This is a genomic window from Massilia sp. Root418 (assembly GCF_001425265.1).
Taxonomy (GTDB): domain Bacteria; phylum Pseudomonadota; class Gammaproteobacteria; order Burkholderiales; family Burkholderiaceae_D; genus Rugamonas.
Window position 1 is genome coordinate 63,530 of record NZ_LMEC01000002.1, and the last position, 18,032, is coordinate 81,561.

Genomic DNA, 18,032 nt, shown 5'->3' on the forward strand with positions numbered 1-18,032 from the left:
CGCACTATCTACCTATCGATAGATAGACAACCTAGGAGTGAATGATGAAACTGTATGACCGTTCCGGCTTCCCCAATGCCGCCCGTATCCGCATCGTCCTGGCCGAGAAAGGCCTGGAGCACCTGGTGGAGTTTGTCAGCGTGGATCTGATCGGCGCCGAACACAAAAGCCCCGCCTACCTGGCCAAGAACCCGCTGGGCGTGATCCCGGCGCTGGAACTGGACGACGGCACCGTGCTGTCCGAATCGACGGCCATCACCGAGTACCTGGACAATCTCGACGGCAAGCCGGTGCTCACCGGCGCAACGCCGCGTGAAAAAGGGCTGATCCACATGATGCAGCGGCGCGCGGAATCCGAGCTGCTCGACCCGGTGGGGATTTACTTCCACCACGCCACGCCGGGCCTGGGCGCGGCGCTGCAGGCGCACAAGCGCCCGCAATGGGGGGCGCGCGCCGAATGGGGCCAGCAGGAGGGCGAACGCGCGCTGCGCGGCATGCACTACTTCGACGGCGTGCTGCGCGCGCAGCCCTTCGTTGCGGGCGAGCGCTTCTCCATGGCCGACATCACCGTGGCAGCGGGCCTGATGTTCGCCGGCGCGGCGGGCCTGGCGGTGCCGGCGGAATGCACCGCACTGCTGGCCTGGCAGGCCAGGGTGCACGAGCTGCCAAGCGTGAAGCAGCGCAGCGGCCAGGGCTTCGAAGCGGAAGACCTGAAGCGCCTGGGCTTCTGAACGTGCCTTGGCTCAGGCCTTAGTTCAGGCCTTGGCTCGGTCCTTAGCTGAACAGCCCGGCCTGTTCGTAGCCGTCCAGGATGGCGTCGAACACGGCCGGGCTGCCGCGTCCGCGCGCCACCAGCTGCGCCCCCTCCACGGCGGCGAAGATCGCCATGGCGCGCTGCTGCGCCATGGCGGCGCTGGTGCGCGGCCGGCGCGTCGCAAGCAGGCGCGCCAGCCAGGCCAGGTTGGCCTCGGTGAACGCGTCCACTTCCTGCCGTACCTCGGGCGGCAGGTCTTCATTTTCCGCACTCATGATGCCGCACAAGCACATGCGGTTGCCATCCTCCAGCGCGGCCCGGAAGATGCCGGTGTACTGACGCAGGATGGCGCGCCAGTCCGCGCCGGATGCCAGCAGTTCGTCCAGGTAAGCCACGCCGTCCGCCGTGTAGCGGCGCGCCAGCTCGGCGCCCAGGTCGCCCTTGGTGGGGAAGTGGTAATGCACGCTGGCGCTCTTGACGCCGACGCTGGCGGCGATATCGCGGAAGCTCAGTGCATTGTACCCGCGCGCCTGCACCATCTTGCGCGCCGCCGCCATGATCTGTTCACGCGTATCCATCAGCCGCCTTCCGTCAGGTGCAAGCGCATTTGCTTGAGGATGTCCCTGGAGCGCTTGTCGTCGGTGACAATGCGCGACAGCACCAGCGCACCGATCATGGACGACAAGGCCAGCATCGCCTCGGTGGAGGCTTGCGCGGAACCGGGCTCCGCGTGGCGCGCTGCGAACTGCGCAATCAACTCTTCCAGGCCGGCGCTGGCGGTGTCGCGCACGGCTTCGCTGCCGCGCGCCAGCTCGGCCCCCAGCGCCGCGAAAGGGCAGCCGCCGGCGGCGTTATCGCGGTGCTCGACCGACAGGTAGGCATTGATGGCGCCATGCAGCGCCGGCCTGGCGCCGCGCTTGTCCATGGCCGCACCCAGTTTCTCGCCGATTTCCCCGATGGCATAGGCGCACGCCTCCGCCACCGCCTGCTCCTTCGACGCGAAGTGCTTGTAAAAGCCGCCGTGCGTCAGCCCGGCGGCACCCATCAGATTGCTCAACCCGGTGGCGCCGATGCCGTTGCGGCGGAATTCCCCGGCCGCCGCCTCCACGATGCGCTCGCGCGTGGCCGCCGTTTCCGCTCTCGATTTCCTCATTGCCTGTGCATCTTTCAAAAACCGCGGCAGACCCGCCGCTTGACATTTAGATGTTACCTGATATCTAATTGGATTTCACGCGACATCTAAATTTCACGATGGCGGTGCTTGATAAAGGAACAGCAATGAACGCAAAAAAATACCTGGTGACCGGCGCGACCGGCCACACCGGCGGCTACACCGTGGACGCGCTGCTGGCGCGCGGCCTGGCGGTGCGGGCCTTTGTACACAACGACGGCGAGCGCGCCGCCGCGCTGCGCGCGCGTGGCGTGGAAGTGGTGCTGGGCGACCTGCTCGATATCGGCAGCGTGCGCGCTGCGCTGGACGGCATCGCCGGCGCCTATTTCATCTATCCGATCAAGCACGGGCTGGTGCAGGCCACGGCCTACTTTGCGCAGGCCATGCGGGAAGCGGGCGTGGAGGCCGTGGTCAACATGTCGCAGATATCGGCGCGCCGCGACTCCCTCAGCAACGCGGCGCGCGACCACTGGATTGCCGAGCGCGTGTTCGACTGGTCCGGCGCGGGCGTGACGCACATCCGGCCGACCTACTTCGCCGAGTGGCTGCTGTACCCGCACGTGCGGGCCGAGCTGCGCAGCGACGGCATAATCAAGCTGCCGTTCGGCGCCGGCCGCCACGCGCCCATTGCGGCCGAGGACCAGGGCCGCGTTATCGCGGCCATCCTGGCCGATCCCGCGCCGCACCGGGGGCAGACTTATGTGCTCAACGGGCCGGTAGAAATGGATGAACACGGCATTGCCGCGGCAGTCGGGGAGGTGCTGGGGCGCGACGTGCGCTACCAGCCCATCGGCATGGAGGAATACAGCCGGCGCCTGGCCGCCAGCGGGCTGTGGCCGCACATCATCCAGCACCTGTGCGAGGTGGCGGCCGACTGCAGCAACGGCGTGTTCGAAGGCGAGGACAGCGTGATCGGCAAGCTCACCGGCATGCCGCCGATGACGGTGCAGCAGTTCGTTGCGAAGCACCGCGCCGCATTCGACTGAACGACGCAGGCGCGTTTCAGTCTCAGGGCAGCAGCAGCGAATGCTGGCTGGCGGTGTGGAAGTCGCGCCAGACGCGGTTGATGTCGCTTGCTTCGTGGGCGGCGTACAGGCCGCAGTAGGGATACAGCTCGTCCACCGCCTGGCGCGATGCGGCCACCAGCGCCAGCGAGGTGGCCTGCAGGCCGGCGATGTCGGCCGCGCCCAGCTGCGCGCCGGCCGCCACCAGTGCCCAGGCGCGGTCCAGCCCCGCGTAGAACTGCCTGCGCGCGGCGGCGAAGGCATGCTCTCTCGCTGCCAGCAGCGCCGCCACGCCGGGCGCTTCCAGCAGCGGCAGGCCGGACATCGAATGCTTGCGGCGGCTGATGGCCGGCCGCGCCAGTTGCAGGAAGTGTGCCGCCATGCCCGCCATGTTGGCGGCCAGCGTGACGAACGCCAGCGAATAGAACGGGAAGCGGTACAGCGGGCCGTCCGCCGTGGCGGTGGCCGGGCTGATGGTAAAGCCGTGGTCGCGGTGCAGCCACTGGCCGTCGATGCGGTAGCTGTGCGAGGCGCTGGCGCGCATGCCGACGCTGCCCCACGATGGCACCATGCGCACCCGCGCGGCCGGCACGATGAAGGCGCGGATGCGCGGCGCGCCCTGCGCGTCGAGCAGCGGCTGGCCGTGCTCGCGCAGCACCGCGTTCAGGGTGAAATGGGTGGCCATGGGCGCGCCGCTGGCGTAGTCCCAGCGGCCGCTGATGCGGTAGCCGTCGCCTTCCAGGTCGGCATGACCGGTGGGGGCGCCGCTGCCGCCAACGCAGACACGCCGGGTGCCGACAATGGCGCGCGCGGTGGCCGGCGGCAGGAAGCCGGCGAACCAGCCGGCGCCTGCGCACAGGGTCAGCACCCAGCCCATGCTGCCGTCGACGGCGGCCACCGCTTCCTCCAGGCGCACCGCGTCCGGCAAGGCCAGTTCGGCGCCGCCGCAGGCGCGCGGCGCCAGCATCTTCAGCCAGCCGCGCCGGTGCAGCAAGGCTTGCTGGACGGGATGCAGGAAGCGCGCCGCGTCCGCGGCGGCGGCGTGGCGCGCGATGCGGTGCGCGTCGCGCGCGGCCAGGGGTACGCTGTGGCGGCCGTCCGCAGCCGAAGGGGATGCGGAGGGTGCAACTGGAGGTGCGGCGGAATCGGTCATGCTGGGCCAGGCGCAGTAGCTAAGCCCAGCATTCTCGCATTATTTCTGCTCGGGCGCCGGGGCGGCCTGGTTGCGTTTGGCGATCTCGTTGCCGATGTAGCCGCCGCCGATGGCGCCGGCCACCGTGGCCAGCGTGCGGCCTTTGCCGCCGCCCACCTGGTTGCCCACCAGGCCGCCCACCACGGCGCCGATACCGATGCCCACTGCGCTATTCTGCGGCGCCGCAGCCGGGGCCGGCGCCTGCTGCTGAGCTACCTGCGGTGCCGGCTGCGCGGCGGGGGCCGGCTTCTCGTACTCGTGGTGCACCACGGTCTTGTGATGCACGACCTGCTTGGGGGCCGGGGCCGGGGCAGGCGCGGGAGCAGGAGTGGGAGCAGAAACTGCGGGCTGCGCGGCCAGCGCATTGGCGGCGGGCATGGCACCCGGGGCGGTGGTGCTCAGTTCGGCCGGCGCGCTGCCCTGCACGGCCGTGGCCGCTGCTGTTTCCACACTGCTTTTCGAACCGGGCAGCAAGCCGGCAAAGGCGGCAGCGCCAACCAGGCTGGCGATGGTGACGGACGCGGCGGCGACTGCCATCAGCGGGTGGATGCGGTTGCTGGTCGAGGTGTTTTCCATTTTTGTTCTCCGTAAGGTAGGCGCTCAGGTGCGCCGATACTGGAGATAACGCGCCAGAAACGCAGCCGGCTGTTGGAAAAGTGTTTCCTGAGTAATCAAATGTAAGCGCGGCAATGTTGCGCGCAGGCGGCGCCCCGTTACGGCCTGCGTACGCTGGCGCACGGACTGCCCTTCCCTTCCCACCGAGAATAGCCCCAAGGGTCAGCCCGGCCGGGCTAGCCTGTCAGTCAACTGTAAAGGGGGATCAACATGAACTTCATTATCTGGATCGTGATCGGCGGTATTATCGGCTGGCTTGCCAGCATGGTCATGAAGACCGACGCACAGCAAGGCATCTTGCTCAACATGGTAGTTGGTATCGTCGGCGCCCTGCTGGGCGGCTGGCTGCTCTCGCCGCTGTTCGGCGCAGGCACCATCAATGCGGACGATTTCAGCGCCCTGTCGCTGCTGGTCTCGTTCCTGGGCGCAGTTATTTTGCTGGGGGTCGTCAACCTGATATTCAGGGGCCGTTTGCGCTAAGGTCCTCCCGCTACACGCAGTAGCTACACGTAGTAGCCACGAGTAGTAGCCACCAGCAGGAATTATCAAAAAGCCAACGTCAGACGTTGGCTTTTTGTGCACAGCAACTAAGAATACCGTTGACGTAATTGCACACCGACAGGATACTCGGCATTTTTCCGCCCCTTGAGTGTCCTATTCAATGAACAAAACCCTGATCGCGCTCGCCATCCTGAGCACCGCAGCCCACGCCGACGAAGGCATGTGGATGCCGCAACAGCTGCCACAAGTAGCCAAGCAACTGAAAGCCGCCGGCCTGAAGCTGGATCCATCCAAACTGACCCAGCTGACCGAGTTCCCGATGGGCGCCATCGTCAGCCTGGGCGGCTGCTCGGCTTCCTTCGTGTCGCCGCAAGGCCTGGTCGCCACCAACCACCACTGCGTGTACAACAGCGTGGCGCACAACTCCACGCCGCAGAACGACCTGCTGGCCAACGGTTTCCTGGCCAAGAACTTCGCCGATGAAGTGCCGGCCACGCCCGGCACGCGCATCTTCGTGACCAAGGAAGTGGTGGACGTCACCGCCAAGATCATCACCCCGGAAGTGGCCAGGCTGAACGGCAAGAAGCGCAGCGACGCGATCGAGAAGAACCAGAAGGCCATGGTGGCCGAGTGCGAAAAGGACGAGGGCCACCGCTGCACCGTGTCCGCCTACTACGGCAGCCTGGAATACTACAAGATCAAGCAACTGGAAATCCGCGACGTGCGCCTGGTGCACGCGCCGCCGGCCGGCGTGGGCAAGTTCGGCGGCGACACCGACAACTGGATGTGGCCGCGCCACACCGGCGACTACGGCTTCTACCGCGCCTACGTGAGCAAGGACGGCAAGGCCGCCGACTTCAGCAAGGACAACGTGCCTTACGTGCCCAAGCACGTGCTGAAGCTGGCCAAGGAAGGCGTGAAGGAAGGCGACTTCATCATGGTGGCCGGCTATCCGGGCCGCACCAACCGCCACCGCCTGCCGTCGGAAGTGGACTTCACCTTCGGCTGGAACTATCCGCAGTTCGTGAAGGCGTCGGGCGACAACCTGGCCATCATCGCCGCAGAGACCAAGGACAACAAGGACAGCGCACTGAAATACGCCGGCCAGGTTGCCAACATCAACAACTACTACAAGAACCGCCAGGGCATGCTGGACTCCTACGCCGGCAGCGACTTCCTGGCCCGCAAGACCAAGGAGCATGAAGAGCTGAAAGCCTGGGTCAACAGCGACGCCAAGCGCAAGGCCGAATACGCGGCCGGCATCGCCCAGGTGGAAGAGCTGATCGCCAAGCGCGACGCCAACGTCAAGCGCGAGTTCGAACTGAGCTATTCGCAGCCGCGCCTGCTGAACACGGCGCGCACCCTGTACCGCCTGGCCAATGAAACGCAAAAGCCGGACGTGGAGCGCAAGGCCGGCTACCAGGAACGCGACCTGAAGCGCATTGAAGCGTCGGTGGCCGCGCTGGTGCGCAACTACGACGAGAAGGTGGACAAGGCGCTGGTACTGCACCACCTGGCCAAGTACGCCGCCATGCCGAAGGCCGAGCGCAATGCCAACTGGGACGCCGCCATCGGCATCGTGGACGGCATGGACGCCGCCGCGCTGAAGGCAGCGGTGGACAAGCTGTACGCCGGCAGCAAGCTGGGCGACGCGGCCGAGCGCAAGGCATGGCTGGGCAAGAAGCCGGCCGACTTCCAGGCGTCGAACGACAGCTTCATCAAGGCCGCCGTGGCCATGTATGAGGTGGCGATGAAGGAAGAAGCGGAAGAGGAAGAGCTGGCGGGCAGCCTGCAGCAAGCCTATTCGAGCTACATGAAGGCCAAGATCGCCTACATGAAGACCAAGGGCCAGGCCGTCTACCCTGACGCCAACAGCACCCTGCGCGTCACCTTCGGCAAGATCGCCGGCCGCCCATGGGGTACCGCCGACGGCACCGCCTGGACCGCGTTCACCACCGTCAAAGGCGTGGCCGCCAAAGCCACCGGCGAAGGCGAGTTCAACGCGCCGAAAGCCCAGCTGGACGCGATCAAGAACAAGGACTTCGGCAAGTACGTCGATCCGGTGCTGAAATCGGTGCCGGTGAACTACCTGGCCACGCTGGACATCACCGGCGGCAACTCCGGGTCGGCCGCCCTGAACGCCAAGGGCGAGTTCATCGGCCTGGCCTTCGACGGCACGCTGGACTCCATCATTTCGGACTGGGACTTCAACAACGCCAACACCCGCGACATCCAGGTCGACCTGCGCTATATGCTGTGGAACATGAAGCACGTGGACAAGGCTGACAACCTGTTGAAAGAAATGGGCGCCGAGTAAACATCGGCGTCTAACTCAGGGCGGTCACTCCCCGCCTTTTGAAAGCCACGCGCGCCCGACTGCCCGCGTGGCTTTTTTTCGCCTGCTCGATCAGGAAGGCGCCAATGCATCAGGCAGGTGCCAGCTTCAGCCCGGCGATGCAGGCGATGATGGCGGCGATCAGCAGCAGGCGCAGGGGGCTGGCGCTTTCGCCGAAGGCGGCGATGCCGATCAGCGCGGCGCCGGCCGCACCCAGCCCGGTGAAAACCGCAAACGCCGTGCCCACCGGGAGCTGCTTGAGTGCTATCGTCAGCAGGGCGATGGCGCCGTTGGCGAACACCAGCCCCGCCACGCTGGGCCAGAAACGGGTCCAGCCGTCGGCGTATTTCAGGGCCACCGCCATGGCGATATCGACCACCGCGGCAGCCAGCAGGATCGCCCAGGCCATGTCACTGCCCTTTCGCTTGCGCCATGCCGCGCTTGGTGGCGGGACGCTGCGCTATGCGCTCCAGCCACGCCGACACCGCCGGGTAGTCCGCCATGTCCAGCCCCAGTTCGTGGTGCGAGGCCAGCCACGGCCAGGTGGCGATGTCGGCGATGCTGTAGTCCTCACCCGCCAGCCAGGCGCCGGCGGCCAGCCGCTGCTCATACACGCCGTACAGGCGCCGCGTTTCGCGGCCGTAGCGCTCCAGCGCCTGCTCGTTGCGCGGCTCGCCGCAAGACCCATGGCGGAACCACCACAGCTGGCCCAGCATCGGCCCTACGCTGGCCACTTGCAGGAACAGCCATTGCAGTACCGTGCTGCGCGCCGCGCCATCTTTCGGCAGCAGGCGTCCGGCCTTGTCGGCCAGGTGGATCAGGATGGCGCCGGATTCGAAGATGGCCTGCCCCCCGTCCACCAGCAACGGGATCTTGTGGTTGGGGCTCATGGCCGCGAAGTCCGGCTGGTGCTGCTGGCCGGCGCTCAGGTCCAGCAGGCGGACTTCATGCGGCAGTTCCAGCTCCTGCAAGGCGATGGTGATCTTCTGGCCGTTCGGGGTGTCGGCGGTGTACAGCGTCATCATGGTGCGGCTCCTGGTGAATTGATGGAGCCAGTATAGGTTCTGCGAAAACGCATTAAAATTGGCAAAAACTGCCAAATGGTTCTGCAAAAATGCACAACATGGATTGGGAAGACCTGCGCTATTTCATCGCCCTGAGCGGCGCCATGGGCCGGGGCGGCGGCGTGTCGGCCGCTGCGCGCGAACTGGGCGTGAACCACTCCACCGTGCTGCGCCGCCTGGACAGCCTGGAGCGCGCGCTCGGCGTGCGCCTGTTCGAGCGGTTCCAGTCCGGCTACACGATGACGCAAGCGGGCGAAACGCTGCAGGCCCGCTTGTCCGGCGTGGAGGAGCAGATCGCCTCGGCCCGCAGCGCCGTGGGTGGCCAGGACCAGGCGCTGGAGGGCGAAATCCGCATCACCACCACGGACACGCTGGCGCGCAGCCTGCTCATGCCCAGCCTGGCGCGCTTCCAGCAGCGCCACCCCGGCGTGCGCTTCCAGCTGGTGCTGAACAACGCCTTCCTCAACCTGAACCGGCGCGAGGCCGACGTGGCGCTGCGCCCGTCCAACAGCCCGCCGGATACGCTGGTGGGCCGCCGCCTCGGCGCGCTGTCCAGCGCCATCTATGCGTCGCACAGCTACCTGAAGGCTGCTGCCAGGCGCGGTCTGGGCGGCGGCGTCGGCATGGGCGCTTCCAGCGCCGCCCCGGAGGACTGGGCCGCGCACGACTGGATCGGCCTGGACGACTCACTGGCCCACCTGGAGCAGGCGCGCTGGCTGGCGCGCAAGGTACCGCCCGAGCGCGTGCGCCTGCGGGTGGACAGCCTGCTGGCCATGGTGGACGCGGCGCGCGACGGCATCGGCATGGCGCCCCTGCTGTGCCACCTGGCAGACCCGGAGCGCCGCCTGCAGCGCGTTGCCGACCCCGATCCGCGTTTCGACACCGGCCTGTGGGTGCTGACGCACCGCGACCTGAAAGACACCGCGCGCATCAAGGCGCTGACCCAGTTCCTGTACGAGGACCTGGGTGCAGCGCTGGGGTAGATCTATTTACTTCAGGCGGGCCTTGAGCTCCTGCGACGCCTGGCTCATCGCCGCACGCACCCCATCCACATCGCTCAGGGGATTGAGCAGGCCGAAGTCGTGGATCATGCCGTTGTAGCGCACCGTGGTCACGGTCACGCCGGCTGCGTCCAGCTTGCGGCCGTAGGCTTCGCCCTCGTCACGCAGCACGTCGAATTCGGCGGTCTGGATCAGGGTCGGCGGCAGGCCTTGCAGCTGCGGCAGCGTGGCTTGCAGCGGCGACGCGTAGATCTCCTTGCGCTTGGCGGCGTCCCTGGTGTAGCTGTCCCAGAACCAGACCATCATGTTTTTGGTAAGGAAGTGATTGTCGGCGAACTGCTGGTAGGACGGCGTGTCGAAATTGGCGTCCGTCACGGGCCACAGCAGCACCTGCGAGCGCAGTTTCGGTTCGCCTTTATCCTTGGACATCAGCGCCACCACCGCCGCCATGTTGCCGCCCACGCTGTTGCCGGCCACCGCCAGGCGGCTGCCGTCCACCTGGATTTCCTTGCCGTGTGCGGCCACCCATTTGGTGGCGGCGTAGGCCTGCTTGATGGCCACGCCGTAGCCTGCTTCCGGCGAACGGGTGTAGTCGACGTAGACGGCAGCTGCGCCGGAGCCCGACACCAGGTCGCGGATCAGCCGTTCATGGGTGGGGAAGTCGCCCAGCACCCAGCCACCGCCGTGGAAGAACATGAAGGCGGGCAGCGTGCCCTTGCTGCCGGCGGGGCGCACGATCACCAGCTTGATCTCCTCGCCGTCCACCGTGATGGTCTTGCGCGACACGTCGGCGGCCGGCAGCTTGGCGCCCTTCTGCGCGCCTTCCAGAACCGCGCGGGCAGCGGCCGGGGTCATGGTCTCCAGCGGCTGGCCGCCTTCCAGGGCGGTCAGGAACTTGGCGGTCTTGGCTTCCACGCCCGGCAGGCCGCCGGCGAAGGCGCTCGAAGCGATCAGGGTGGCCAGGGAAGCTGCGATCAGGGATTTGGTGGCGCGCATGATATTTCCTTTAGTTGGTTTTTGGTTGGCTATATTGCTAGCTATTAGATAGTGCACTACTTGCTCAGTAAGGCTAGGCAACGTTGTTGTCGCTGCATGGGATGAATAATACATAGCGCGCGATTTAATAGCAAGCTATTTTTATCATCTGCCTGAAGCTGGGCACTTGCGCTAAAGTCAGGCTTGCCTATTCACCAATCAAAGGAAAGCTCCATGTCCACCAAGAAAATCGCCGTCCTGATCGGCAGCCTGCGCAAGGATTCCATCAACCGCAAGTTCGCCCACGAGCTGATCGCCCTGGCGCCCACTTCGCTGGCATTCGAGGTCGTCGACATCGGCGGCCTGGCCCTGTACAACCAGGACCTGGACGACGAAGGCCAGCCGCCCGCCGCCTGGACCACGTTCCGCGACACGCTGGCCAGGGTGGACGGGGTGCTGATCGTCTCCCCGGAGTACAACCGCTCCATGCCGGCAGCCGTGAAAAACGCACTGGACGTGGGCTCGCGCCCGCCCGGCAAGAGCATCTGGAGCGGCAAGGCCGGCGGCGTGGTGACGGTGTCGCCGGGCGGCGTGGGCGGCTTCGGCGCCAACCACGCCATCCGCCAGTCGCTGGTGGCACTCAACGTGGCCACCATGCCCGCGCCGGAAGCCTATATCGGCGGCGCCACCAAGATGCTGGGCGAGGACGGCAAAGTCAACAACGACCAGACCCGCGAAGTGCTGCGCAAGTTCATCACCGCCTACGCGGCCTGGGTGGACAAGAACGCCCCCGCGTAACGCGCAGCCGGGGCGGGCCCCGCCGCCCCGGTGCTACAATTCGGCTCTGATCCAGCGCCTACCCGGCGCGCCTTCACCACCATACCTCTGAGATCCAGACGCCATGCACCCAGAAATGCTCACGCCCTACGAACGGGGCAACCGTAACCAGACCACCCTTTGGACCGATTGCATCGCCTTCTACGAGGAGCTGGCGCGCCGCTTCCCGCAGGTGCTGCGCTTCGAGCAGATCGGCGTATCTGACGGCGGCATTCCCGTGCATCGCGGCGTGGTGAGCGCGGACGGCGTGTTCGGCCGCGAGGAGATCAAGGCCGCCGGCCGCACCGTGTTCTTCAACAATAACGGCATCCACCCGGGCGAGCCGGAAGGCGTGGACAGCTGCATGGCCATGGTGCGCGACTTCTGCTACGACCCGGCCAGGCTGGCCGCGCTGGGCGAGACCGTGTTCCTGTTCATCCCCGTGTACAACGTGGACGGCTGCCTGAACCGCGCCAACACCTCGCGCGTGAACCAGGACGGCCCGGAGCAATTCGGCTTCCGCGGCAACAGCCGCCACCTGGACCTGAACCGCGACTTCGTCAAGTGCGACAGCCTGAACGCGAAGCTGTTCAACCAGCTGATCGCCACCTGGCAGCCGGATGTAATGGTGGACACCCACACCTCCAACGGTGCCGACTACCCGTACACCATGACCTTGATCCACACCCAGGCCGACAAGCTGGGTTACGGCCTCGGCCCCTTCCTGCGCAACACCATGCTGCCCGCGATCTACGCGGAGATGGACAAGCGCGGCTGGCCCACCTGCCCTTACGTCAACCCGGTGCAGGACACGCCGGACGACGGCATCGCCGAGTTCCTGGAGATTCCGCGCTTCTCCACCGGCTTCGCGGCCCTGCACCACGTGATCGGCTTCATGCCGGAGACGCACATGCTCAAGCCTTTCGCGGACCGCTACGAATCCATGCGCGCACTGGTGGAAACCACGCTGGCCTTCACCGTGCAGCACGGCGCCGAGATCAAGCGCCTGCGCGCCGAAGCCAAGGCCGAAGGCCGCAAGCAGGCCGCCTGGCCGGTGATGTGGCAAATGGACGAGAACAATCCCGCCACCTTCCGCTTCAAGGGCTACGCCGCCAGGCGCCACCCCAGCGTGATCGGCAACTACACCCGTTTGTCCTACGACCGCAGCCAGGCGTGGGAAAAGGATATCGCCTACTACAACAGCTTCCCCGCCAGCGTTACGGTGCGCGCGCCCAAGGCCTACGTGGTGCCGCAGCAGTGGCGCGAAGCCATCGAGCGCCTGCAGTGGAACGGCGTGCAGATGACCCGCGTCGACGCTGCCAGGACGGTGGAAGCGCAGTACTACCACATCGCCTCCGTGCAATCGCGCCCCACCGCCTACGAAGGCCATATGTTCCATGACGGCGTGGAAGTGGAAGCGCGCACCGGCACCTTCCAGCTCAACGTGGGCGACTACATCGTGCCGCTGGACCAGGACCATGCCCGCTACGCGGTGGAGACGCTGGAGCCGCAAGGCCACGACAGCTTCTTCCGCTGGGGCTTCTTCAACAGCGTGCTGGAAAAGAAGGAAGCCTTCTCGGACTACGTCTTCGAGGACCTGGCGCTGGAGATGCTGGAGACCGAACCGGAACTGAAGGCGAAGTTCGAGGCGTGGAAGCTGGCCAATCCGGCCCTGCTGTCCGACCAGGACGCGGTGCTGCACTTCATCTTCCACAATGGCAAGCGGCACGCCGAACCGGAATGGCGCCGCTATCCTGTGCTGTCGATCCTGTAAGCGATCGATGCACTACGCACTGAACCTGCGGACCTTCTTCTACAGCCATTACTTCCACCTGGGCCTGCGGTTCGCGGCAGGCCTGGTCGGCGTTACCATCATCGCGCAGCAGTTCGCCGGCCTGGCAGTCGCCATGACGGTGTGCATCGGCGCGCTGTGCACCGCGCTGATGGACATGCCCAGCCCCTTGAAGCACAAGTTCAACGAGATGCTGGCGTCCGTCCTGCTGTGCACCTCGGTGACGCTGATCATCAGCCTGTGCGGCCCGGTACCGTGGCTGCTGATGACCATGCTAGTGCTGGTGAGTTTCTTCGCCAGCATGATGGTGGTGTACGGGAAGAAGTCCATGCCCCTGCAACTCGCCACGCTGTTCATCATGACCATGTCCATGGAACATGTGATGACGGCGCGCGAGTCCTTTATCCACGCCGGCCTGTTCCTGCTGGGCAGCGTGGCCTATCTCGCCTACGCCATGGCGCTGGCCTGGCTGCTGCGCCACCGCATCAAGCAGCAGGTGCTGGCCGAGGCGCTGTTCGAGCTGGCGGCCTACATCGACATCAAGGCCGACTTCTACGACACGCGCTACAACCTCACCGAGCAATTCAACAAGCTGGTGCGGCACCAGGCCTTGCTGGCGGACCGCCAGCAGGCCTCGCGCGACCTGATACTGCGCAGCCACCAGAACCGCAAGGATGCTATCGTGGTGCAGATCCACGTGTGCATGCTGGACCTGTACGAGCAGATCCTGTCCACCCACACGGACTATGCGCTGCTGCGCGCCCACCTGGCCGATGCGCCTGTGCTCGGGACGCTGCACGACCTGGCCTACAAGGCGGCGCGCGATATCGAGTCGGTCGGCTATGCGGTCACGCGCAAGCTGCCCTCGCATGCCGCCATCAGCTACGCGCCGGAGCTGGAGGCGATGGAAGCGGCCATCGCGCGCCTGCAGGCCGACGCCGACGCGGGCAAGCCGGCCGGCGAAGCGCTGGCGGTGCTGCGCGCGCAGCGCAACAAGATCCGCGCCATCATCCGCACGATAGGCGAGCTGCACGTGGCCAGCCAGAAGGCGTATGAAGGCACGCCGTTCTGGGTGGATGCCGACATGCAGCCTTTCCTGTCGCAGCAGAAGTACGAGCTGCAGCTGATGCTGTCGCACTTCCGCATGGACTCGCCCATTTTCCGCTTCTCGCTGCGGGTGGCGATGGCGATTGCGGCCGGGCTGGCGGTGGGCCATCTGCTGCCGTATGCGGCGCACAGCTACTGGATCGTGCTCACCATCGTGATTATCCTGAAGCCCAGCTTCAGCATGACCAAGCAGCGCCGCAGCGACCGCATCATCGGCACCATCATCGGCTGCGTGGTCACGGCGCTGATCCTGAAGTTCGTGGACTACACGCCGGCCATCGTCGGCATCCTGATCCTGGCGACGGTGGCCACGCCCACCTTCATCTACCTGCGCTACCGCTACGCGGCGATTGCGGTGTCCATCATGATCCTTCTGCAGATGCACCTGATCTCGCCGGGCAACACCAGCCTGATCACCGAGCGCCTGGTGGACACCTTCATCGGCGCGGCGGTGGCCACCGTGTTCAGCTTCGTGCTGGCCAACTGGGAATACCAGACCTTGCCGCGCCTGATACGGCAGGTGCTGGACGTGAACCTGCGCTACATGCAGGCCTCGTTCGAACTGCTGCAGGGCCGAAGCCGCAACGACTTCCCCTACCGCATCGAGCGCAAGCGCCTGATGGACAGCCTGGCCGGCCTGAGCGCGGCCCTGGTGCGGATGCTCGACGAGCCGGCCAGCAAGCAGCGCGCGGCCGAGGACATCAACCTCTTCATCGTGCAGAACTACCTGCTGGTGGCACATGTGGCGGCCTTGCGCGCCATCCTGCGGCGGCACGTGAAGGACATCCCTGCGGACGCGGTGAACGCCATGCTGGCGCAAAGCCACGCGCAGGTGTACCAGACCCTGTCGCGCGCGCTGGCGCAGCACGGCCAGCCGGTCGTACCGCTGCCGGCGCAGGCGGCCGCGCAGACAGCCATGCAACCGAACGCGGGTGCGGAAACGGGAACAGAATCGGGCGTAGCAACGGGCACAGAAGCGGGCGCAGAGGCGGGCACAGAGCCGGCGGTCGCCTGGTCCGGCTGGCCGGTGGTGCAGCGGCGCATCCGGCTGCTGCAGGCGGATGCGGATAAAATCGTGGTTCACAGCGAGGCGATCGTCCACAACGTCTCCCCCAACTAGCCACAGGAGACAGCATGAGCGACCACGCCCCCTTGAGCGGCCGCGACTTGATCGCCGCGCTGTGCGTGGTCCTCATCTGGGGCACCAACTTCGTGGCCATGAAATTCGGCCTGCGCGACTTCACACCCTTCCAGCTGGGCGCCGGGCGCTTCCTGTTCGCCATCCTGCCGCTGGTGTTCTTCATCCGCCCGCCCAAGCTGTCGTGGCGCATCGTGCTGCTGTACGGGCTGTGCCAGGGCGTGGGGCAATTCGGACTGCTTTTCCTGTCGCTGCGGGCCGGCATGAGCGCAGCGCTAGCCTCCGTGATCCTGCAGACGCAAGTCTTCTTCACCGCCATCTTCAGCTACGCCTTGCTGAGCGAGCGCCCCAGCCGCGCGCTGCTGGCCGGCCTGGCGCTGGCGGCCTGCGGACTGGGGTGCTTCGGGCTGAATTACGTGGGCGGTGCCGGGGCTGCTGGCGCTGCCGGCTCTGCAGCCGCAGCAGGTCCGGCGGGCGGCACCACGCTGGCCGGCTTCCTGCTATGCCTGTGCGCCGCCGCCATGTGGGCTGCGTCCAATATCGTGGTGCGGCGCGCGCAGCGCAGCACGCCGCAATTCGACGTGCTGGCCTTCATGGTGTGGAGCAGCCTGGCGCCCATCGTGCCTTTCATCTGCCTGTCGCTGCTGTTCGACGATCCGGCCACGCGCTGGCGCTGGACCGGCGCGCCGCCCAGCACCTGGGCTTCGCTGGCCTACCTGGGCTGGATGGCCACCATCCTCGGCTACGCCATGTGGACCGGCCTGCTCAAGCGCCATCCCGTCAACCGCGTGGCGCCATTCAGCCTGGGCGTGCCGGTGGTTGGCATCGCGGCAGGCATGCTGGTGCTGGGCGACACCATCAACGGCCTGCAATGGGCCGGCATCGCGCTCATCGTCGCCGCCCTGGCCTGCGTGCTGTGGGGCGGCCGCCTGCTGGACCGTGCGCGCGCCCGGCTATAAGCGGCATATGATGTGTGGCGCACATTGCGCGCCTGCGGCCCGCTCTACAATACAGGCACCGCAACAAGTCGGAGCCCACCCTCATGAAACAGCTGATGCTGGTCTGCAGCGCCCTACACGCCCTGATAGCGCTGCTGTTCGGCGCCGGCGCGCTGCTGCTGGTCGCCATTGCCGCCCGCATGGGCTGGCATGCTGCGGGCGCTGAACTCGGCCTGGCGGCGGCGCAGGAAGTGATCGAAGCGATCGGCATCCTGGCCGCTGCCGTGGTAGCGCTGCAAATCGCCGAGACCATCATTGAGGAAGAAGTCGTGCGCGACGCCGACATCAGCGCCCCCACCCGCGTGCGGCGCTTCCTGTCCCGATTCTTCGTGGTCGTGGTGGTGGCGCTGGCGATCGAAGGCCTGGTGGCCACCTTCCGCGCCGTCCACGACGATGCCGAAGACCTGCTCTACGTGGCCGCGCTGGTCGCAAGCGTGGGTGTGCTGCTGGCCGCCTGGGGCATCTTCGTGCACCTCAACCGGTCGGCGGAAGAACTCGAACCGGACGCCATGGAGAAGGCGCAAGCCGAAGACCACAAGGTACAGCCTTAAGCAGCCGCCAGCGCCACGCGGGCGGCGGCGAGGTCCCAGGCGGCGCAGCCGACGGTTTTGAAGAGCACGGGCTCGGTGTCCGCCATCGGGGCGGCGCCCAGGGCCTGGGCAATTCCCTGGACTTGCGACCAGTCGGCACCGGCTTGCAGCAGATCGCCGGCTTCGTGGCGGGCGCCTTCGGGGTCGTCGACGTAGATGCGGCTGGCCAGCACCGTGGCGGGTGCGATTTCGGCGGCGTCGGGCTTGAAGGCGCCCACTGCGATGATGAGCCGCCCGGCGCGTGCGGGGTGCAGGTAGACCGGCTGCTTGCTGGTGGTGCCGGTGATGACGACGTCCACGTCGTCGGCCAGCGCGCCGATGTCGGCGGCTGCCGCGTGGCGCGCGGCGGCGACGGGACTCCCCGGGCCGGGATGCGCGGCGCCGGAAGGGTGCAGGTGCTCGGCGATGAAGCGCTCTGCGGACGCGCCGCTGCGCCCGCCTATGCTGATGGCCGCCTGCGGGTACATGACGGACAGCGCCTGGGCGTGGTTCAGCGCTTGCGTGCCGGTGCCGACCAGCAGCACGTGGCGCGGCGCGCGGCCCAGCAACGTGGCGATGCCGAGCATGGACAGCGCGGCCGTGCGCCGGCCCGTGACGGTGGCGCCGTCCAGCGTGAGGACGACAGCGCCGGTGGCCGCGTCGAGCACGCTGACCTGGCCCGCAATGGTGGGCAGGCCGCGTGCGCTGTTGGCCGGCACGACGGTGATCAGTTTGTGGACGGCGATGTCGGGCGCGGTGGCGACCATGGACAGGATCACGCCGCCGCCAGCCAGCGGCACCACCTGCCGCGCCGGGCAGGCGATGACGCCTTGCGCCGCTTGCGCCACCGCCAGGCGCAGGGCGTCGGCCAGCGCGGGGACCGGGATCAGCGCGGCGGTGTCGGCAGCGCTAAGCGCGTGCGGAGGCGGGTGCGGTGGCTGGGACTGCGGCATGGCGTCTCCAAGTGCGGCGCGCGCTTGATCGCGTGCGGCGTCCTGTT

Annotated in this window: 18 protein-coding genes; 10 read left to right on the forward strand and 8 right to left on the reverse strand. The window is 66.9% G+C overall.

The features are described from left to right. Positions 1-44: 44 nt before the first annotated feature. A complete protein-coding gene (locus ASC94_RS06030) occupies positions 45-731 on the forward strand; it encodes a glutathione S-transferase family protein (RefSeq protein ID WP_056392322.1) in 687 nt (228 codons plus the stop codon). A gap of 43 nt (positions 732-774) precedes the next feature. On the opposite strand, the gene ASC94_RS06035 is transcribed toward ASC94_RS06030, so the two are convergent. Together ASC94_RS06035 and ASC94_RS06040 are read right to left on the reverse strand one after the other, a co-directional pair. Further along, the gene (locus ASC94_RS06035) at positions 775-1,332 is read right to left on the reverse strand and encodes a TetR/AcrR family transcriptional regulator (RefSeq protein WP_056392324.1); all 558 of its coding nucleotides are present in this window, start codon (positions 1,330-1,332) and stop codon (positions 775-777) included. Further along, on the reverse strand, positions 1,332-1,907 hold the full coding sequence (locus tag ASC94_RS06040) for a TetR/AcrR family transcriptional regulator (protein ID WP_056392327.1): 576 nt from the start codon (positions 1,905-1,907) through the stop codon (positions 1,332-1,334). Before ASC94_RS06040 ends, ASC94_RS06035 begins: the two co-directional genes overlap by 1 nt. A 125-nt stretch (positions 1,908-2,032) precedes the next feature. Here ASC94_RS06040 and ASC94_RS06045 point away from each other — a divergent pair, with 125 nt between their 5' ends. Continuing rightward, the gene (locus ASC94_RS06045) at positions 2,033-2,911 is read left to right on the forward strand and encodes an NmrA family NAD(P)-binding protein (RefSeq protein WP_056392329.1); all 879 of its coding nucleotides are present in this window, start codon (positions 2,033-2,035) and stop codon (positions 2,909-2,911) included. A gap of 22 nt (positions 2,912-2,933) precedes the next feature. On the opposite strand, the gene ASC94_RS06050 is transcribed toward ASC94_RS06045, so the two are convergent. Both ASC94_RS06050 and ASC94_RS33980 read right to left on the reverse strand, forming a co-directional pair. After that, positions 2,934-4,082: an acyl-CoA dehydrogenase gene (locus ASC94_RS06050; protein ID WP_082616284.1), complete on the reverse strand. Its 1,149-nt coding sequence runs from the start codon at positions 4,080-4,082 to the stop codon at positions 2,934-2,936. Positions 4,083-4,121: 39 nt separating this feature from the next. After that, complete coding sequence (locus ASC94_RS33980; RefSeq protein ID WP_056392330.1) at positions 4,122-4,697, reverse strand: glycine zipper 2TM domain-containing protein; 576 nt, start codon at positions 4,695-4,697, stop codon at positions 4,122-4,124. A gap of 249 nt (positions 4,698-4,946) precedes the next feature. On the opposite strand from ASC94_RS33980, the gene ASC94_RS06060 reads away from it, so the two are divergent. Both ASC94_RS06060 and ASC94_RS06065 read left to right on the forward strand, forming a co-directional pair. Continuing rightward, positions 4,947-5,216: a GlsB/YeaQ/YmgE family stress response membrane protein gene (locus ASC94_RS06060; RefSeq protein ID WP_056392331.1), complete on the forward strand. Its 270-nt coding sequence runs from the start codon at positions 4,947-4,949 to the stop codon at positions 5,214-5,216. 181 nt (positions 5,217-5,397) lie between these two features. Then, on the forward strand, positions 5,398-7,554 hold the full coding sequence (locus ASC94_RS06065; RefSeq protein ID WP_056392333.1) for a S46 family peptidase: 2,157 nt from the start codon (positions 5,398-5,400) through the stop codon (positions 7,552-7,554). Between the two features lie 109 nt (positions 7,555-7,663). Here the strand turns inward: ASC94_RS06065 and ASC94_RS06070 are convergent, their stop codons facing one another. After that, positions 7,664-7,981, reverse strand: a complete 318-nt coding sequence (locus tag ASC94_RS06070; RefSeq protein ID WP_056392335.1) for a multidrug efflux SMR transporter — start codon at positions 7,979-7,981, stop codon at positions 7,664-7,666. Between the two features lies 1 nt (position 7,982). Further along, positions 7,983-8,597 (reverse strand): glutathione S-transferase family protein, encoded by a 615-nt coding sequence (locus tag ASC94_RS06075; RefSeq protein ID WP_056392487.1) that lies wholly within the window; start codon positions 8,595-8,597, stop codon positions 7,983-7,985. 89 nt (positions 8,598-8,686) lie between these two features. Between ASC94_RS06075 and ASC94_RS06080 the strand changes: the two genes are divergently transcribed. Further along, the gene (locus ASC94_RS06080; protein WP_056392337.1) at positions 8,687-9,619 is read left to right on the forward strand and encodes a LysR family transcriptional regulator; all 933 of its coding nucleotides are present in this window, start codon (positions 8,687-8,689) and stop codon (positions 9,617-9,619) included. A gap of 6 nt (positions 9,620-9,625) precedes the next feature. Here the strand turns inward: ASC94_RS06080 and ASC94_RS06085 are convergent, their stop codons facing one another. Next, positions 9,626-10,633: an alpha/beta hydrolase gene (locus ASC94_RS06085; RefSeq protein ID WP_056392339.1), complete on the reverse strand. Its 1,008-nt coding sequence runs from the start codon at positions 10,631-10,633 to the stop codon at positions 9,626-9,628. Between the two features lie 213 nt (positions 10,634-10,846). Between ASC94_RS06085 and ASC94_RS06090 the strand changes: the two genes are divergently transcribed. The 5 genes from ASC94_RS06090 to ASC94_RS06110 all read left to right on the forward strand — a co-directional run bounded on the left by ASC94_RS06090 (position 10,847) and on the right by ASC94_RS06110 (position 17,014). Continuing rightward, positions 10,847-11,410 carry an NADPH-dependent FMN reductase gene (locus tag ASC94_RS06090; protein WP_056392340.1) on the forward strand — a complete coding sequence of 188 codons (564 nt, stop codon included), beginning with the start codon at positions 10,847-10,849 and terminating at the stop codon, positions 11,408-11,410. Between the two features lie 103 nt (positions 11,411-11,513). Beyond that, a complete protein-coding gene (locus ASC94_RS06095; RefSeq protein ID WP_056392344.1) occupies positions 11,514-13,202 on the forward strand; it encodes a M14 family zinc carboxypeptidase in 1,689 nt (562 codons plus the stop codon). A 7-nt stretch (positions 13,203-13,209) separates the two neighbouring features. Continuing rightward, positions 13,210-15,447 carry an FUSC family membrane protein gene (locus ASC94_RS06100; RefSeq protein WP_056392346.1) on the forward strand — a complete coding sequence of 746 codons (2,238 nt, stop codon included), beginning with the start codon at positions 13,210-13,212 and terminating at the stop codon, positions 15,445-15,447. A 14-nt stretch (positions 15,448-15,461) separates the two neighbouring features. Next, positions 15,462-16,424 carry an EamA family transporter gene (locus tag ASC94_RS06105; protein ID WP_056392348.1) on the forward strand — a complete coding sequence of 321 codons (963 nt, stop codon included), beginning with the start codon at positions 15,462-15,464 and terminating at the stop codon, positions 16,422-16,424. An 83-nt stretch (positions 16,425-16,507) separates the two neighbouring features. Then, entirely contained in the window at positions 16,508-17,014 is a 507-nt protein-coding gene (locus ASC94_RS06110) for a hypothetical protein (RefSeq protein ID WP_056392350.1), read from the forward strand. On the opposite strand, the gene lhpI is transcribed toward ASC94_RS06110, so the two are convergent. Beyond that, the gene (lhpI, locus tag ASC94_RS06115; RefSeq protein ID WP_056392352.1) at positions 17,011-17,985 is read right to left on the reverse strand and encodes a bifunctional Delta(1)-pyrroline-2-carboxylate/Delta(1)-piperideine-2-carboxylate reductase; all 975 of its coding nucleotides are present in this window, start codon (positions 17,983-17,985) and stop codon (positions 17,011-17,013) included. The genes ASC94_RS06110 and lhpI overlap by 4 nt on opposite strands. Between the last annotated feature and the right edge of the window lie 47 nt (positions 17,986-18,032).

Excerpts from the sequence above, each read along its gene's own strand:
- ASC94_RS06045 (WP_056392329.1), top strand. The coding sequence starts at position 2,033 with ATGAACGCAAAAAAATACCTGGTGACCGGCGCGACCGGCCACACCGGC.
- ASC94_RS06070 (WP_056392335.1), bottom strand. The coding sequence starts at position 7,981 with ATGGCCTGGGCGATCCTGCTGGCTGCCGCGGTGGTCGATATCGCCATG.
- ASC94_RS06035 (WP_056392324.1), bottom strand. The coding sequence starts at position 1,332 with ATGGATACGCGTGAACAGATCATGGCGGCGGCGCGCAAGATGGTGCAG.
- ASC94_RS06100 (WP_056392346.1), top strand. The coding sequence starts at position 13,210 with ATGCACTACGCACTGAACCTGCGGACCTTCTTCTACAGCCATTACTTC.
- ASC94_RS06080 (WP_056392337.1), top strand. The coding sequence starts at position 8,687 with ATGCACAACATGGATTGGGAAGACCTGCGCTATTTCATCGCCCTGAGC.
- ASC94_RS33980 (WP_056392330.1), bottom strand. The coding sequence starts at position 4,697 with ATGGAAAACACCTCGACCAGCAACCGCATCCACCCGCTGATGGCAGTC.
- ASC94_RS06105 (WP_056392348.1), top strand. The coding sequence starts at position 15,462 with ATGAGCGACCACGCCCCCTTGAGCGGCCGCGACTTGATCGCCGCGCTG.
- lhpI (WP_056392352.1), bottom strand. The coding sequence starts at position 17,985 with ATGCCGCAGTCCCAGCCACCGCACCCGCCTCCGCACGCGCTTAGCGCT.
- ASC94_RS06050 (WP_082616284.1), bottom strand. The coding sequence starts at position 4,082 with ATGACCGATTCCGCCGCACCTCCAGTTGCACCCTCCGCATCCCCTTCG.
- ASC94_RS06075 (WP_056392487.1), bottom strand. The coding sequence starts at position 8,597 with ATGATGACGCTGTACACCGCCGACACCCCGAACGGCCAGAAGATCACC.
- ASC94_RS06085 (WP_056392339.1), bottom strand. The coding sequence starts at position 10,633 with ATGCGCGCCACCAAATCCCTGATCGCAGCTTCCCTGGCCACCCTGATC.
- ASC94_RS06040 (WP_056392327.1), bottom strand. The coding sequence starts at position 1,907 with ATGAGGAAATCGAGAGCGGAAACGGCGGCCACGCGCGAGCGCATCGTG.
- ASC94_RS06065 (WP_056392333.1), top strand. The coding sequence starts at position 5,398 with ATGAACAAAACCCTGATCGCGCTCGCCATCCTGAGCACCGCAGCCCAC.
- ASC94_RS06110 (WP_056392350.1), top strand. The coding sequence starts at position 16,508 with ATGAAACAGCTGATGCTGGTCTGCAGCGCCCTACACGCCCTGATAGCG.
- ASC94_RS06095 (WP_056392344.1), top strand. The coding sequence starts at position 11,514 with ATGCACCCAGAAATGCTCACGCCCTACGAACGGGGCAACCGTAACCAG.
- ASC94_RS06030 (WP_056392322.1), top strand. The coding sequence starts at position 45 with ATGAAACTGTATGACCGTTCCGGCTTCCCCAATGCCGCCCGTATCCGC.
- ASC94_RS06090 (WP_056392340.1), top strand. The coding sequence starts at position 10,847 with ATGTCCACCAAGAAAATCGCCGTCCTGATCGGCAGCCTGCGCAAGGAT.
- ASC94_RS06060 (WP_056392331.1), top strand. The coding sequence starts at position 4,947 with ATGAACTTCATTATCTGGATCGTGATCGGCGGTATTATCGGCTGGCTT.